This window comes from Thiobacillus thiophilus, from assembly GCF_055378705.1.
Genome location: NZ_AP042404.1, coordinates 1,758,434 through 1,774,153 on the forward strand (window position 1 = coordinate 1,758,434; position 15,720 = coordinate 1,774,153).

Consider the following 15,720-nt stretch of genomic DNA (forward strand, 5'->3'; position numbering starts at 1 on the left):
CATCGGACACATGCTCACCCCGCCAACGCCTTCACCCGTGTTTCCATCGCTCCGGAGGTCAGGCCGTTGAAGTCCATGATCTCGGCGGGGCTGGCGGTGGTCTCGCCGCGCTTCCAGGCGAAGGTGTCGCGCTTCGCCGCCCGGCTGCGGAGCAGGACCGGCTCCAGGCTGGCAGACGGCCCGCCGCTCACGGCCATGAGCACGTCGCCGTCGAACAGCGCATTAAAGGGGTCGTCTGCCATGAACGCGTTGTCCGGTTCGGACACGGTATCCCAGGCCACATCGGTAGGCCGGTAGAGCCTGCGCGGGTTGACCACAGCGACGATGCGCACTCTATAGCCGGCCGCCTCCAACGCGCCCTTGGCCTCGAACACCGGCAGCAGAACCATGTCTCCGGTCACGGCGAAGACCACTGTGCCCTTGCTGCCGGATGCGCTTTCGTAGAGTGTCGCCGCGCCCTTTTCCATTGCGTCACGGGCCTCGGACATGTTCATGTACACGGGCAGAGGCGATTTGGACGCGATGATGACCATGCCCTTGTTAAAGCTGGTTGTCGCGAACTCGTAGGCTGCCTGGATCACGTTGGCGTCGCAGGGGAACAGCGTGTAGACGTTGCCGTTGCGCATCTGGGCGGCAAAATAGTTCTCGATCTCCGGCCGCTGGTGGGTCCAGCCGTTACGGCCCTGTTCCAGGGCGCCGGCGGTGAACATGGTGACGATGGACGGCGTCTTGCGGCGCAGCTCGGCCATCGCCTGGGTGACCGTCTGCACGATCGGCCAGCCGTTGATGGCGAAGGACTCGTAGGAGAGCCACACCGCGCGCGAACCAAACAGGGCGAGGGCTGCCGCGAGGCCGGCGCAGGCGTCCTCGTTCAAGGGCTCGTAGACCTGGCCTGTCGGCTCCTGGTTATAGAGCGGGTCCACCGTGGGGTGGCGGATCTTGAGGGCATCGTTGATGTTCTTCATGGCCGACGCCTCGTTGCCGTCGGCGTTGGTCACCACGAAGCGCTTGTCCTGCTTGCCCACCCAGGCAACCAGCGCACCCATGGCGGTCGAGGGCACGGCCTTCTCGCCCTTGGCGAATTCCTGCACCGGGAAGGCGCCCAGAGGAGCGATGGCCAGGACGTGCTCGGTGACCGCCGTTTTCACGGCGGGGCCGCCGCCGGCACGCACGAAGTTCTCGCGCACGATCGCCCATGCATCGGCGTTGAGCGCCCGGCGCTGAAGACCCTCGATCATGTGCTGCTTGTCGAGGGTGTCGGCCGGATACAGGTTGTGCGACTTGGCGCCGACCGTATGCACACCAGCGCCCTTCATCTGCTTGATGATGAAGACGGTCAGCTTGCCGCCGAGCGCGGACCTGGCGGCGTGGTCCATCCGTTCGAGCACCGCTCCGGTAAAGGCCATGCGCTTTTCGTGAGAAAAATAGGTACTGTCGGCATAGGCGGATTCCTGCTTGCTGTCGTCAAAATCCTTGGCGTCCACCAGCACCACCTCCTCGAAGCCGTGGCCCCGCCAGTAGGCGATCATTTCCGCGTTGCTCAGACGCGAGACCATGGAGTGGTGCTCCTGACTGTAGCCGTTCCAGATCAGCGTCGGCAGGAAATTGGTCACCTTCGGGAAGGCGATGTGGAAGTGCATCATGGAATTGAGCACATAGGGCTCGCCCATGCCGCCGTCGCCGATGGTCACCGGGAACAGCGTGCCCGGATGCAGCAAGGCGCCGGCCATGGCGAAGTGCTGGCCCTGGCCCAGGGGGCCGGCCGGCGAGAGCAGACCCGGGATGGCGCCGGAGAGGTGGCCGAGCAGGCCGTGCTTCTCGCGGAAGCGGGCCATCATGTCGTTGACGGTGCGGATGCCCATCTCCTCCAGCGACGTGTCCAGGAACATCGCGCTATAGAAGCCGGGGGCGTGGTGGCCCACCTCGGTGACGATGTTGGTATGGCCCAGCATGACCAGGGACGCGTAGACCTCGGCGCTGGAGGCGAAGCCGCCGGGATGGCCCGACCCCTTGTAGCCGCACACCTGCAGGGTGACGTAGCGCAGGGCGTCCGCCATCAGGAGGGTCTGGAACACGGCAGCGGGATCGGCGGCATCGGCGATGGCCTTCTGGCCCTCGCCGATGACCGCACGGGCGGCATGCCGATCGAAATCGACCCAAGGCTCGCCGAAATACGAAATGCCTTCGCAATAGGCGGGAATGGCCTGTGTGGACATGTCACTGCTCCTTGAAATAATTCGATTGCACCAACCTTATTTCAAGGACTACCATTTCACAATACACAATCGTTTTCACAATGCGAAATCATGGCTCAAACCAAGCGTAGTGGCATCCAGGTTATCGACCGTCTCGCCGTGCTGCTGGAAATCCTTGTACGCAACGGCGGCACGGCCAGTCTGAAAGCGCTTTCGGCCGAGAGCGGGCTGCATCCGTCGACCGCCTTCCGCATCCTCTCGTCGGCCGCCGACAACGGCCTGGTCGGCCACATCGACGGTGGCCAGTACAGTCTGGGCGAAAAGCTGATGCAGTGGGGCTGTGCCCTGCAGGGCGGCACCAACATGCCCGAGATTGCACGGCCGGTGATGGAATGGCTGCGTAACAAGGTCGAGGAGACCGTCAACCTGACCCTGCGCGAAGGCGACGAGGTGGTCTACATCGAGCGCGTCACCCCGCGCCGCATGATGCGGGTGGAGCAGGTGATCGGCAGCCACGCGCCGCTGCACGTCACCGCCGTGGGCAAGCTGATGCTGGGCGCGGGCGGGCGCCAGATGGCAATGGACTATGCCGCGCGCACCGGTCTGCCCGCCTACACCAAGCACACCATCACCACCCCGGGCAAGCTCTGGACAACGGTCTCCCGCTACCACAAGCTGGGTTACGCGCTGGACAACGAGGAGGCCGAAATCGGCGTCGGCTGCATCGGCGCCCTCATCTGCAACAGCGCCGGTGCCATCGTCGCCGGCCTGTCGATCTCGGCGCCCATCGATCGCCGGCGCGAGGAGGAATGGATTCCCCTGATCCAGGAGTCCGCGCGCCGCATCACCCAGCGGATGGCCGAAGCCGGCCTCGGCAAACCCACAGCGTGAATCGCCTGCCGCCCGTCTCGCTGGCCTGGCTGACCTGGGGCCTGCTGGCCAGCCTCTACTTCGTCGGCTTCTTTCAGCGCGTCGCGCCGGCGGTGATGGTCGGCGAACTGATGCGCGACTTCGGCATCGCCGCCGCAACGCTCGGCAATCTCTCCGCCATCTACTTCTACACGTACGCCGCCATGCAGATTCCCAGCGGCCTGCTCGCCGACGCCGTCGGGCCGCGCCGGGTGGCGACGGCAGCGGCGATCGCCGCCGCCGCCGGCACCGTGCTGTTCGCGCTGGCCGACAGCCTGTGGCTGGCCTATCTCGGCCGCGGCCTCATCGGCGCCTCGGTTGCCGTCGCCTTCGTGGCCTGCATGAAGCTGGCCGGCCACTGGTTTCCAGCCAACCGCTTCGCCACCGTGACCGGCGTTTCCCTGCTGATCGGCAACCTCGGCGGCATGCTGGCCGGCGTGCCGCTGGCCGAAGCGGTGGCTGGCGTCGGCTGGCGCCCTGCCATGTTCGCCAGCGCAGGCGTCACCCTGCTGCTCGCGGTCGTGGTCTGGCTCGGGGTGCGCGACGATCCCCGAGAGCGCGGCTACGCCAGCCATGCCCATCCGGAAGCGCTCGGCAACGGCACCATGGCGGCGGTACGCAGCCTGAAGCTGGTGATCGGCGAGCGCGACACGTGGCCGCTGTTCTTCGCCGGCGGCCTGCTCGCCGGACCGGTGCTCGCCTTCGCCGGCCTCTGGGGAGTGCCGTACCTGGTCCAGGTCCACGGCATGGAACGCAGCCATGCCGCCAGCTTCACCACCACCATGCTGCTCGGCTTCGCCATCGGCGGCCCCCTGCTCGGGTCGCTGTCCGACCGCATCGGGCGGCGCAAGCTGCCCTACCTCGGCGCGACACTGGCGAGCGCCCTCGGCTGGGCGGTTTTTCTGTTCGTCGCCGACCTGCCGGCGACGGCGCTCTATGTCCTGTTCGCCGTCATCGGCTTTGCGGCCGGCGGCCTCATCATCGGCTTCGCCTTTGCGCGCGAGGTCAACCATCCGGGCGCCGCGGGCACCGTCGGCGGCGTGGTCAACATGGCCGTGCTGGGCTTCGCCGCCCTCCAGCAGAGCGCCCTCGGCTGGATCCTCGACCGCAACTGGCACGGCGCCGCCATCGAAGGGATGCGCCTTTACGACGCCGCCGCCTACTACGCCGCCTTTCTCTGGCTTGCGATCAGCGCAGCGGGCGCCGTCGCGAGCGTGGCACTCACCCGCGAAACCCACTGCCGGTTGCGCTTCGACGCCTAGCAGCCGGACGCATCCCCCAGTAGCAGCAGGCCGAACACGCCGCCGGAGGCGCCGATGAAGGCAGACAGCTCGCGCGTGCGCCGCGCCAGGTTCTCGGCCTTGCCATGCTACAGGGGGTCGTCCTGGAACAGTTCGGGATAGTGTTTGACGAGCATGCCGGCGCAGGAGCCGGACGGCACCACTACGTGCTCGGAATCAGCCAGCGTATCGATCAGCGGCTGGGCCAGTTCACATGCGGAACAGGTCGACAAGACAACTGACAAAAAGCGCGACGCACATGACCTATAGAAGTCGATGCAGCCATCGTAGTGGAAGACACGGCGACCGCAAACCAACGACCGGGGCGGACAGGCGGCACGAACCGTCCATGTTCGGGCCACGGGTCAGCCGTGAGGGGGATAGCGCCGCTCTTTGGTTCAGCATTGCCCACCGACGCTCCCCGAATGCCGTGAAGCGTGCTTTGGTGCAAGTGCCGTAATATTCAGGCCGTTGTCTTTGTTTTTTTTCTCCGCTACGCCACCCATGCAAACCGTAAACGATGGATCCGTCTTTGCCGGCTTCCGGCAGGTGCTCCGCAAGAGCGCGCTGATCTTCGCCCTCATCATCATGGTCCTGATTTCCATGATCCTCTACCAGTACCAGCGCTCGGAAGAAGCCGTTCGCTCGGTGGCGCACACGCAACAGGTCATTGCGTACATCGACACGCTGCGCACCTACTTGCTCAACCTGGACACCGCGGTCCGCCAATACGCCGAGTCGCACGATCCCGCCGATCTCGACCCCGTGCTGATATGCCGCCCGTCGCAGTGTCCCACTGCCGAGCGGCTGATCGCCTTGACCGGCGCCGACGGTGCCCAGGCTGCCCGCCTGGCGCCCCTGCCGGCGCTGCAATCGGCGCTGGAGGCCGGATTTGGCGCGCTCCAGCAGCGCGCGGAGGCAGGCGCCGATGTCGCGCCGCCGGAACGGGAGCTTGCGGGCTTCGACAAATCCGCCATCGATGAGATCCACCGCATTCTGATCGAGGCCGGGCGGGAGGAGCTGCGCCAGCTGGAAACGCGCGAAACGACACGAATCCGCGACCAGAACCTGTCGTCGGCGCTGCTGGGGATGGCCGGGCTGTGGACGGGATTGGCCTTGCTCGGGCTGTATCGGGAAACCGGCCGCCTGATCAAAGCAGGCATCGATGCCGAACAGACGATCCGCCAACTCAGTCTTCGCGACCCGCTGACGGGGCTGGCCAATCGGCGGTTCCTGAACGAAAACGAAAGGCATTTGATCGCCGGCGCGAAGCGCTCGGGGAAGCAGATGGCCGTCCTGGCCATCGATCTGGACGACTTCAAGGCAGTCAACGACCTTTATGGGCATGCCGCCGGCGACACGGTTCTGGTGACGGCGGCGGAACGCATGAAGCAGTTGCTCCGCGAGTCGGATGTGATCGCCCGTTTGGGCGGCGACGAGTTCGTCATCGTGCTGGGGCAGGTCGACGATGCGGAGGCCGCGCGCGAGGTCGCCGGCCTCGTGGTGGAACGCCTGAGCCAGCCCGTCCCGCTTGCCGGAGGCGAAATCGCACACATCGGGGCGTCGGTGGGGGTCGCAATGTGCTGCGCCGACGGCGAAACGCTGGGCGAGCTGCTGAAGAAGGCAGACGCGGCGCTTTACGCGGCCAAGCGCGACGGCAAGCGCACCTACCGTGAGGCCGGCGCTCCGGGCGTGTAAGGCCGCGTGCGATGGGACGCCGGGACCACTATCACGTCTATGTGATCGAGCTGTCGAAAGACGTCCTGTACGAAGGCCGCTTCAGAAAATCCAACCCCGGCTACGTCGCAGGCAAGCCGTGCGTGTACGTCGGCATGACGGGACTGGATCCCGACGTGCGCTTCGACAAGCACAAGGCGGGGATCCAGTCCAACCGCTTCGTCAAGCAATTCGGCCTGCGCCTGCTGCCCGATCTGTACGAACTTTATAACCCGCTGCCCTATGACGCCGCACGCAGCCTGGAAGTGGAACTGGCAATCGATTTCCGGGAAGCAGGGTACGGCGTCTGGCAGGCCTGAGCGGAATAACGCTACCCGCTTTGGCTGGGTATTTCTTCACGGCGTTTTGATCGGCTCGACACCTTCGCCCAAAATTTCCAGGTAGGGTGCACTCCGTGCGCCTTCAGACATCGATCGATGCACGGAATGCAGCCCTGCACATTACAACTCGCCCAATGACTATCTGGGGATTAAGTTCCTTCAGCGCGCCCGCGCCTTGGCGAGCCTGGCCTTCAGCTCCGGCATGATGGCGGCGGCGGCCTTCTCGCCCTCCATGATGGCCAGGTGACGGCCCTCGAAACCGGTGCTGCTCACCGCTGCCGTCTTCGGCCGGATCACGACGTCCGCATCTTCCAGTTCGTGGAGGCTGATGGTGTGGCCCATGATGGCGAAAGTTTGCAGCAGCACGTCCAGGGTGCCGGCGAGCTTGTCCCGGCGGGTCACGCTGGAGATGTCTACGGCGATGACGAAGTCCGCCCCCATGGCACGCGCCGACTGGGCCGGTACCGGCGAGGTGAGGCCGCCGTCCACGTAGTCGCGGCCGCCGATCTCGACGGGCTGGAACATCCCCGGCACGGCGCTGGAGGCGCGCACCGCCATGCCGGTGTCGCCCCGACGAAACAGAACCAGATCGCCGCTTTGCAGGTCGGTGGCGACCACGCCGAGGGGTTTGGGCAACATCTGGATGGTGAGGTTTTTCACGTTCCGGTTGATGAAATCCTGCAGGGCCTCGCCTTTCAGCACGCCCCGGTTGGGCAGGGTCCAGTCCACAACCATGCCTTCTTCCATTTGCAGGGCCACTTTCTGCAGTTCGAAGCCACTCATGCCCGAGGCATAGAGCGCCCCCACCACCGAGCCCGCGCTGGTACCCACCACGATGTCCGGCACGATACCCTGGGCCTCCAGCGCCTTGATCACGCCAATGTGGGCGAAACCCCGCGCCGCGCCGCCGCCCAGCGCCAATGCGATTCTGAGCGGCGGCTTGGGCGCCACGACCGGGGGCGGGACAGGCGGCGCCGGGGGCGGGGTCGCACAGGCGGAAAGCAGGGCGGCGATCAGGAGCAGGGTCAGGCGGCGCATGAAAAAACCAATTTTTATTGAACACCGGATTATGGGCGGGAGATCGAAACGATAGTTCACTCCGCCTTGCCGAAAGCAAAAAATCGACAATACGCGCCAACCGCTATATTGAAAAGTAAGGCTCCTTCACCGTTATTTGTTGATGTTGGCCAGCCCCGTGGGAGCGGCTTTAGCCGCGATGCGGGCGGTAGCCCGCAAAGGTGGCGCGGCAAGACCCTGGCGAGTATTTACTCTTTGCGCCTGGCGGCGCATCGCGGCTAAAGCCGCTCCCACGGGGTCGCCTGCGAGATGCCGCAGGGTAGGGGCTTCATCGGAGGGGGCAAGACGTAAATCAACAGCCAACAGTGACATAGCAAACTTGCAGCTTGAAACCTGTAAGCTTTTTTACCGTTATTTGTTGGCATTGGCCAGTTTCGTGGGAGCGGTTTTAGCCGCGATGCGGGCGGTAGCCCGCAAAGGTGGCGCGGCAAGACCCTGGCGAGCATTTGCTCTCTGTGCCTTGCGGCGCATCGCGGCTAAAGCCGCTCCCACGGGGTCGCCTGCGAGATGCCGCAGGGTAGGGGCTTCATCGGAGGGGGCAAGACGTAAATCAACAGCCAACAGTGACATAGCAAACTTGCAACTTGAAACCTGTAAGCTTTTTTACCGTTATTTGTTGGCATTGGCCAGTTTCGTGGGAGCGGTTTTAGCCGCGATGCGGGCGGTAGCCCGCAAAGGTGGCGCGACAAGACCCTGGCGAGTATTTACTCTTTGCGCCTGGCGGCGCATCGCGGCTAAAGCCGCTCCCACGGGGCCGTCTGCGAGATGCCGCAGGGTTGGAGCTTCATCGGAGGGGGCAAGGCGTAAATCAACAGCCAACAGTGCATAGCAAACTTGCAACTTGCAACTTTTTCACCGTTATTTGCTGGTGTTGGCCAGCTCCGTGGGAGCGGCTTTAGCCGCGATGCGGGCGGTAGCCCGCAAACTGGAGCGGCCATCCTTCAGCAAATCCGCGGCAACGGGTCGTCTTCCAGTTCGTCAAGCACGCGACGGCCGCCGAGGCCGGTTTCCAGGATCACCCGCCCGCCTCCCGCCTCGATGCGGCCGATGATACTGGCGTCGCGGCCTTCCGGCAGGGCACGCCAGCGGGCGAGCACGTCGTTGGCTGCGAAGGGGTCGGCGACGGCGACGACCCGGCCTTCGCACGCCAGGAAATACGGGTCGTAACCCAGCATTTCGCACACCGACACGACTTCCGGACGCAGCGGCACCGCGTTCTGCTCCAGCGCCACGCTGTGGCCGCTGGCGCGTGCGATTTCGTGGGCGACGGTGGCGAGCCCGCCGCGCGTCGGGTCGCGCATGAACTTGAGACCGGGAAAGTCGCGGATGGCGCGCGTCAGCGGCAGCACCGAGGCCGAATCGGAACGCAGCTCGCCGGACAGGCCGAACTGCTCGCGCGCCAGCATCACCGCAATGCCATGATCGCCCACCGGGCCGGACACCAGCACCACATCGCCCGACACGATGGACTTGATCGCAAGCGGCGCCATCGCACGTTTGACGCCGATGCCGGCGACCGACAGATACAAGCCGCCGCCTTCGCCGCGGCGCACCACCTTGGTGTCGCCGGCCACCACCGCCACGCCGCTCTCCCGCGCCGCTGCGGCAAAGCTGGCGATGAGCCGATCCAGCACCTCGACTTCCAGCCCTTCCTCGATCAGCGCCGACAGGGTGAGGTAGCGCGGGTCAGCACCGGCCACCGCGAGGTCGTTGATCACGCCGTGCACCGCCAGCGAGCCGAGGTTGCCGCCGGGGAATTCCAGCGGCTGCACGGTGAAGCCGTCGGTCGTCACCATGAGCGCGCCGTCAAGCGGCGGCAGCATCACCGCGTCGGCGTCGGTATCGAGCAGCGGGTTGCCGAGATGGCGGGCAAAGATGTCCGTAATGAGTTCGCGCATAAGGCGGCCGCCGTTGCCGTGCGCGAGGAGGATGCGGGTGTCGTCCATGGGTTTTTCAGGCGTGAAGGAATTCGATGATCTGACCAAAGCTTAACCCGGCGTCGTTGACTGGAACACGTCGCGGCAAATTGACATTGAAACCCGAGGCGTAAAGGCGGTCGATGGTGGCTTCGGCGAGGACGCGGTTCTGGAACACGCCGCCGCTGAGGCCGACCGACTGGATGCCGGTTTGCGCGCGCAATTGTTTGGCCTGTTCGACCAGTGCCTGCGCCAGGCTGAGATGGAAGCTGGCTGCGCGCTCAGCAACCGGCACGGCGTTGTCGCCGAGCATGGGCAGCAGCGGCGCCCAGTCGGTGCGCCAAAACCCGCTGTCGTCGCGTTGCAGCGGCAGTTCGATGACCTGACCTGAAGCGCTGGAAGCTTCGGCCTCCAGGCGCATTGGGCCTTCGCCTTCGAAGCTGGCGTGGGTGCACGCGCCGCACAGAGCGGCGGCCGCATCGAACAGGCGGCCGACCGCCGAGCTCGTGGGGCTGTTGAGCCCCTGCGACCACGCCTGATGCAGCGGCTCGGGGGCGAAGGGGGCGAACTGTCCCGTCTCCCACAGGAGCGCCGCGGCAGCGCGCCACGGCGCGCGCCCGGCCTTGTCGCCACCGGGCAGGCGGAAGGGCCGGAACGCCGCAGCGCGCTGCCAGCAGCCGGGGGCGCCAGTGAAGGCTTCGCCGCCCCACAGCGCTCCATCCGCACCGAGGCCGACGCCATCCCAAGTGAACACGATCCATTCGTCCACATCCGGAAACTCCCAGGCCAGTGCCGAGGCGTGAGCGTGGTGGTGCCAGATTTCCGCCAATGGCAAGCCACTGTCGCGGGCAAAGCGGCGGTTGCCGTAGCCGGGATGGCGGTCGACGATCAAGCGCGTGGCCTGCACCTGAAAGAGGCGCTGCAGGTCGGCCGCCACCCGCGCCAGCGTGTCGAGGCTGCGCGCCGTGTCGAGTTCGCCGATATGCGGCGAGACAACGGCGCGCGTCCCCCAGGCGAGACAAACGGTGTTCTTCATGTGGCTGCCCAGCGCCAGCACGGGCTCCGCTAGCGACGCGGGCAGTTCGAACTCCAGCGGCGCGCTGCCGCGCCCGAGGCGCAGCGGGCGGGCGTGGCCTGCGATGATGCGATACACCGGATCGTCGGCCGGGCGCACGATGGGACGGTCGTGGTGCAGGAAGGCGTCGGCGATGTGGGCGAGGCGGGTTTGTGCTTCGACGTTGTCGGTCAGCACCGGCTCACCGGAGAGGTTGCCCGAAGTGGCCACCAGCGGCCCGCCGAAATCGTTCAGCAGCAGGTCGTGCAGCGGCGAGTAGGGCAGCAGGCAGCCGACTTCCGCGAGGCCGGGGGCGATATGCCCGGACAGCCTGGAATCGGCGCGCTTCGGCAGCAGCACGATGGGGCGTTCGGGGGATGCGAGGAAGCTGTCCAGCTCGGGCGTCGTGTGCACCGCGCGGCGCAGTGCCGCGAGGTCGCGGAACATCACGGCCAGCGGCTTGGCCGGCCTTGGCTTCCTTGCGCGCAGCGCGGCGACGGCCTCGTCGCGGGCAGCATCGCACAGCAGATGGTAGCCGCCGACACCCTTCACCGCGACGATTTTTCCGCTGCGCAAGGCGGCGACGGCGGTGGCCAGCGCCGCCTCGTCGCCGTCCTGAGTGAATTCGCCCGAGACAAATTGCAGGTGCGGCCCGCACACCGGGCAGGCGATCGGCTCGGCGTGGAAGCGGCGGTCGAGCGGGTTCTCGTATTCGCACCGGCAGTCCGGGCACAACGCGAAGTCGCGCATGGCGGTATTGGGGCGGTCATAGGGCAGGGCGGTGATCAGGGTGTAGCGCGGCCCGCACTGGGTGCAGTTGATGAAGGGGTAGCGGTGGCGGCGGTTGGCCGGGTCGTGCAGTTCGGCCAGGCAGTCGGTACAGACGAAGCCGTCGGATGGTAAATGAATGGACCATGCATCGGCCATTTTTGACGATGCATCATTCGAGCAGGCGACGCTAGTTGACGCGCTGTCGAGGATGGAAAAACCCGCTGCATGTTCGGTCGCGCAGGTCGTGACGGCGAGCGGTCCGGGCGCCGACAGCGGCGGTGCCTCGGCGAGCAGCGCGTCGCCGAAGCGCTGGAGTTGCGCGGGTCGGCCTTCGGCATGGATTTCCACCGCGCCGTCGACGTTACGCACCCAGCCGGTGATCTGATGCCGATGCGCGAGGCGGTAGACGAAGGGCCGGAAGCCCACGCCCTGCACCCGGCCGCCGATGGTAATGAATTGAGCGACGTGCTCAGGCATCGACGGCTACGCGCACGCCGCCCGCCCACCAGATGCGGCAGGCGCCTTCGTCCGACACCATGCAGGGGCCGACCGGGTTGCGCGGAGTGCAGGCGCGGCCGTAGATGCGGCACTGGTTGGGGTAGATCTTGCCCAGCACGACCTGTGCGCAATCGCAGCCGGGCGGCATCTCGCCGGCGCGGCGGCGGTCGGGATCGCTGTGGTCGGGGAACAGCAGGCGCGCGTCGTGTTGCGCGAAAGCGGGTTTGAGCGCGTAGCCCGAGTTCGGGATGACGCCGATGCCGCGCCAGTTGGCGTCGACGATGTCGAGCGTGTCGGCAAGCAGGCGGCGCGCGGTGGGATTGCCGCCCGGATGCGCGACTTCGCGGTAGCAGTTGTCGAGGAAGCGCTCGCCGCTTTTCAGCTGGCGCAGCACCGAATAGAACGAGGCCAGCAGCGACTCCGGCGCGAAGCCGGCGACCGCGGCAGGAATGTCGTGGCGCTCGACCACGAAGGTCCATTCCTCCGGCCCCATCACGGTGGAGACGTGGCCGGGCGCGACCAGCGCATCAAAGCCTGGGCTACCGGAATCGAGCAGCATCGCCACCGCCGGCCAGGTCAGGCGGCCGGACAGCAGGATGCTGAGATTGTCGGGCAGGCCCTCCGCCAATATCGCCGCCGTCGGCGCGGTAGTGGTCTCGAAGCCGGCGGCGAAGAACACCACGGGACGATCGGGATTGTCCAGCGCGATCCTGCGCGCATCGAGCGGACTGGCGATCGGCCGCACGTCGGCGCCGGCGGCCTGCGCCTCGGCCAGGGTGCGTATCTCGCCTTTTTTCACGTTGACCGGTACCCGCAGCATGTCGCCGTAGGCGACCAGGATGACCTTGTCCTGCAGCGCGAGCTGCATCGCCTGGTAGACGTCTTCCTCCGGACACACGCACACCGGGCAGCCGGGACCGGGAACCAACTCGACCCAGCCCGGCAGCGCGCCGCGCAGGCCGGCATGGGTGATCGAGCGTTCGTGGCCGCCGCACACGTTCATGATCTTGACCGTGCGGTCGAAGTCGAGGGCATGGATTTTTTCCAGCCAGGCGCGGGCGTCGTTCATCGCGCGGTGGCGCCGTGGAGTTTCTGGCCGTCGCCCTGGATCGCCGGGCGGCGCGACTGGCCGATGGCGACCCGCGCGCGCTGGGCGGCAAGCTGTTCGCGCAGCCAGGCGTACCAGGCCTCCATGTCCAGTTCCTTGCGCGCAGACAGCCGCATCACCGGCGCCGGATTGGCGAGATTGCGCAAGTGCGCTTCGGCCTTGTCCGGATCGAAGTCGTCGAGCACGGCCAAAAGGTCGGTCTTGGTCAAGAGCATGGCGTCGGCGGCGCGGAACATCACCGGATATTTCGCCGGTTTGTCGTCGCCCTCGGTGACCGAGAGCAGGGTGACGTTGAGGTGCTGGCCGAGGTCGAAGCTGGCCGGACACACCAGGTTGCCGACGTTCTCGATGAACAGCAGATCGACGCCGTCGAGCGTCATGTGGTGCAGCGCGTCGTGCACCAGGTGGGCGTCGAGGTGGCAGGCGGTGCCGGTGACGATCTGGTGCGCCTGCACCCCCTTGGCACGGATGCGCTCGGCGTCGTTCTCGGTTTCGAGGTCGCCCTCGATCACGGCGCAGGTGAATTCGTTTTTCAGCGCGACGAGCGTGGCTTCGAGCAGCGCGGTCTTGCCGGAACCCGGGGAGGACATCAGGTTGATCGCGAGGATGCCACGGCGATCGAAGTGCTCGCGGTTGTGCGCGGCCTGATCGTCGTTCTTTTGCAGCAGGCCCTTCAGCACGGAAACAGCAGTCGCGCCTTTGGCGACGGGCTTGTACGCAAGGTTCCGGTTGCCGGGAGTGAGGTTGCAGCCGCAGGTGTCACACATTTTGTGAGTGAGGGGTAAGGGGTGAAGGGTGAGGGGTATCCGTTACCAACTCGACGCTTTCGAGCAGGAGTTCGTCGCCGGAGAGGATCCGGGTGTGCCAGTCGCCGCAGGCGCCGCAGAGCAGGCGGTTCATCGCGGCTTCGGTTTCGGCGCCGCAGGTCTGGCAGCGTACCCGGATCGGCGCGTGGACGAATTCGAGAGCGGCGCGTTCCATGCGGCTGCCGGCGGCCGCCAGTGGGAAGGCGCTCGCCAGCAGTTCAGGCACCACGCCGGCGAGCGGGCCGATACGTACGCGGATGGATGTGGCACGCCATGCATCGGATGACGATGCATCATTATCGTGGTGCGCCTGATGCCGGTCGATCACGGCATCCACCTGTTCGACCAGCGCCTGGGCGACCGACAGTTCATGCACCGCCTTCCTCCAGGATCCGGTCGAGCAGCTCCCAGGTGGTGCGGGCGTCGATCTCGGCGATTGTCTGGATGGCGTAGCCGACGTGCACCATGACGAAGTCGCCGACCGCGGGGGGTTCGTCCTGCATCATGAACAGACTGACGTCGCGCCACACACCCTTGGCCTGACAGCGGGCGGTAAAGCCTTCGATCGATTCGATCTGCATGGGAATGGCAAGGCACATGAGCGGCAATCGGAACCTACACTTGAACCAGTATATGTGATTTGCCGCCACCGCGTCCGCGCCGGGAATGTTACAAAATAACAATGAATAAGGCTATGTCACTGTTGGTTGTTGAAGTCATGTCTTGCCCCCCTCCGATGAAGCCCCTACCCTTCGGCAGGCGCCGGCCAATACCAATAAACCCGGATTGTTCATTAGGGCGAAATGCCTTGGGAGCGGGTTTACCCGCGATTCTCAGCGTCGGCTTCACGGCTGAAGCCGCTCCCACAGGGACGATGGCGATGTTTTTGTGGGAGTGGGTTTACCCGCGATTGCAGCGGCCATTTCGCGGCTGAAGCCGCTCCCACAGGGACGATTGCGATGTTTTTGTGGGAGCGGGTTTACCCGCGATTGCGGCGGCCATTTCGCGGCTGAAGCCGCTCCCAGCGCTGGCCAATACCAATAAATAACGATAAAAGAGCCATGAGTAATCATGGTGCTTGAGCGACTTTCCCGGTTGTTATGCGACTACCGTGCTGCTAGATTGAAATCATGAAAACGCTCGTGCTCGGCATCGGCAACACCCTGCTCACCGACGAGGGCGTGGGTGTTCATGTGCTGCAGGCACTGGCACCCGAGCTGGCGAATTGGCCCGACGTAACCCTGCTCGATGGCGGCACCCTGTCGTTCACCCTGGCGGGGCCGATCGAGGACGCCGATGCGCTGATCGTCGTCGATGCCGCCAACATCAAGTCGAAACCGGGCGAGTGGGCGCTGCTGAAAGGGGAGGCGATGGACGCATTTCTGATGGGCAATCGCAAGTCCACGGTGCACGAAGTGGGGCTGACCGACCTGCGCGCCATCGCCATGCTGGCCGGGCACTGGCCGGAAAAACGGGCGATGCTGGCGATCCGGCCCGATGTCGTCGACTGGGGCGAATTCCCCACCCCGGCGGTTGCCGCGGCCATCCCCCCCGCCTGCGCGGCGATCGTCGAACAAATCCGGGAATGGCAGCATGACGCTTGACGCCATCCCCATCCACGTCGTCCCGCGCCATGCCGGTTCGCCGCCGCCGGGCGAACCCGGCCTCTCCGGCAATGCGCCGCCGCTGCTGCGCGAACTGGCCGAGCAGGTGCGCCGCCTGCTGGAATCCGGCGAGCCTTCCGCCATCGACCTTTCCGCCTTGCCGCTGACGCCCGCCGATCTCGACTGGCTGCGCGAAAAGCTCGGCGGCGGCGAGATTGCCGTCACCCTGCAGGCCGGTGGCGAATCCACGCTGGACGAGACCGCCTGCGCCGGCGTCTGGTGGGTGACGCATCGCAACGAACAGGGCGCGGTGACCGCGCAGCTCATCGAGGTGGCGTTCGTGCCCGAACTGGTGAAGGCGCATCCGCAGGATGTGGCGATCGGACGGGAACAGCTTGAATTACTGATTTCCGACCTCTAAGGTGAATTGAGCGCCTCGTTCATT

The 15,720-nt window shown here is 65.8% G+C and carries 15 protein-coding genes; 6 read left to right on the forward strand and 9 right to left on the reverse strand.

The features are described 5' to 3' along the window. Positions 1–14: 14 nt before the first annotated feature. Positions 15–2,216 (reverse strand): phosphoketolase family protein, encoded by a 2,202-nt coding sequence (locus ACZ41T_RS08595; RefSeq protein ID WP_464920986.1) that lies wholly within the window; start codon positions 2,214–2,216, stop codon positions 15–17. A 90-nt stretch (positions 2,217–2,306) separates the two neighbouring features. Here ACZ41T_RS08595 and ACZ41T_RS08600 point away from each other — a divergent pair, with 90 nt between their 5' ends. Further along, on the forward strand, positions 2,307–3,086 hold the full coding sequence (locus ACZ41T_RS08600; RefSeq protein WP_464920987.1) for an IclR family transcriptional regulator: 780 nt from the start codon (positions 2,307–2,309) through the stop codon (positions 3,084–3,086). 95 nt (positions 3,087–3,181) lie between these two features. After that, positions 3,182–4,366 (forward strand): MFS transporter, encoded by a 1,185-nt coding sequence (locus ACZ41T_RS08605; RefSeq protein ID WP_464923951.1) that lies wholly within the window; start codon positions 3,182–3,184, stop codon positions 4,364–4,366. Between the two features lie 107 nt (positions 4,367–4,473). Here the strand turns inward: ACZ41T_RS08605 and ACZ41T_RS08610 are convergent, their stop codons facing one another. Next, on the reverse strand, positions 4,474–4,617 hold the full coding sequence (locus ACZ41T_RS08610; RefSeq protein ID WP_464920988.1) for a hypothetical protein: 144 nt from the start codon (positions 4,615–4,617) through the stop codon (positions 4,474–4,476). Between the two features lie 271 nt (positions 4,618–4,888). Between ACZ41T_RS08610 and ACZ41T_RS08615 the strand changes: the two genes are divergently transcribed. Beyond that, entirely contained in the window at positions 4,889–6,082 is a 1,194-nt protein-coding gene (locus ACZ41T_RS08615; protein ID WP_464920989.1) for a diguanylate cyclase, read from the forward strand. Positions 6,083–6,093: 11 nt separating this feature from the next. Continuing rightward, positions 6,094–6,420, forward strand: a complete 327-nt coding sequence (locus ACZ41T_RS08620; protein ID WP_464920990.1) for a hypothetical protein — start codon at positions 6,094–6,096, stop codon at positions 6,418–6,420. Between the two features lie 180 nt (positions 6,421–6,600). Here the strand turns inward: ACZ41T_RS08620 and ACZ41T_RS08625 are convergent, their stop codons facing one another. From ACZ41T_RS08625 to ACZ41T_RS08655, 7 genes are all read right to left on the reverse strand, one after another. Continuing rightward, positions 6,601–7,479 carry a patatin-like phospholipase family protein gene (locus tag ACZ41T_RS08625; RefSeq protein WP_464920991.1) on the reverse strand — a complete coding sequence of 293 codons (879 nt, stop codon included), beginning with the start codon at positions 7,477–7,479 and terminating at the stop codon, positions 6,601–6,603. A gap of 980 nt (positions 7,480–8,459) precedes the next feature. Beyond that, positions 8,460–9,464 carry a hydrogenase expression/formation protein HypE gene (hypE, locus tag ACZ41T_RS08630; RefSeq protein WP_464920992.1) on the reverse strand — a complete coding sequence of 335 codons (1,005 nt, stop codon included), beginning with the start codon at positions 9,462–9,464 and terminating at the stop codon, positions 8,460–8,462. A 7-nt stretch (positions 9,465–9,471) separates the two neighbouring features. Beyond that, positions 9,472–11,736: a carbamoyltransferase HypF gene (hypF, locus tag ACZ41T_RS08635; protein ID WP_464920993.1), complete on the reverse strand. Its 2,265-nt coding sequence runs from the start codon at positions 11,734–11,736 to the stop codon at positions 9,472–9,474. Beyond that, positions 11,729–12,826, reverse strand: coding sequence for a hydrogenase formation protein HypD (gene hypD, locus ACZ41T_RS08640; protein WP_464920994.1), 1,098 nt, complete (start codon positions 12,824–12,826; stop codon positions 11,729–11,731). Before hypD ends, hypF begins: the two co-directional genes overlap by 8 nt. Then, positions 12,823–13,632, reverse strand: coding sequence for a hydrogenase nickel incorporation protein HypB (gene hypB, locus ACZ41T_RS08645; RefSeq protein WP_464920995.1), 810 nt, complete (start codon positions 13,630–13,632; stop codon positions 12,823–12,825). The genes hypD and hypB overlap by 4 nt, the downstream gene beginning before the upstream one ends. Continuing rightward, a complete protein-coding gene (locus ACZ41T_RS08650; RefSeq protein ID WP_464920996.1) occupies positions 13,625–14,047 on the reverse strand; it encodes a hydrogenase maturation nickel metallochaperone HypA/HybF in 423 nt (140 codons plus the stop codon). Before ACZ41T_RS08650 ends, hypB begins: the two co-directional genes overlap by 8 nt. After that, entirely contained in the window at positions 14,040–14,270 is a 231-nt protein-coding gene (locus tag ACZ41T_RS08655; protein WP_464920997.1) for a HypC/HybG/HupF family hydrogenase formation chaperone, read from the reverse strand. The genes ACZ41T_RS08650 and ACZ41T_RS08655 overlap by 8 nt, the downstream gene beginning before the upstream one ends. A gap of 531 nt (positions 14,271–14,801) precedes the next feature. On the opposite strand from ACZ41T_RS08655, the gene ACZ41T_RS08660 reads away from it, so the two are divergent. Continuing rightward, a complete protein-coding gene (locus ACZ41T_RS08660; protein ID WP_464920998.1) occupies positions 14,802–15,275 on the forward strand; it encodes a hydrogenase maturation protease in 474 nt (157 codons plus the stop codon). After that, positions 15,265–15,696 carry a hydrogenase expression/formation protein gene (locus tag ACZ41T_RS08665; RefSeq protein ID WP_464920999.1) on the forward strand — a complete coding sequence of 144 codons (432 nt, stop codon included), beginning with the start codon at positions 15,265–15,267 and terminating at the stop codon, positions 15,694–15,696. The genes ACZ41T_RS08660 and ACZ41T_RS08665 overlap by 11 nt, the downstream gene beginning before the upstream one ends. Positions 15,697–15,720: the final 24 nt, after the last annotated feature.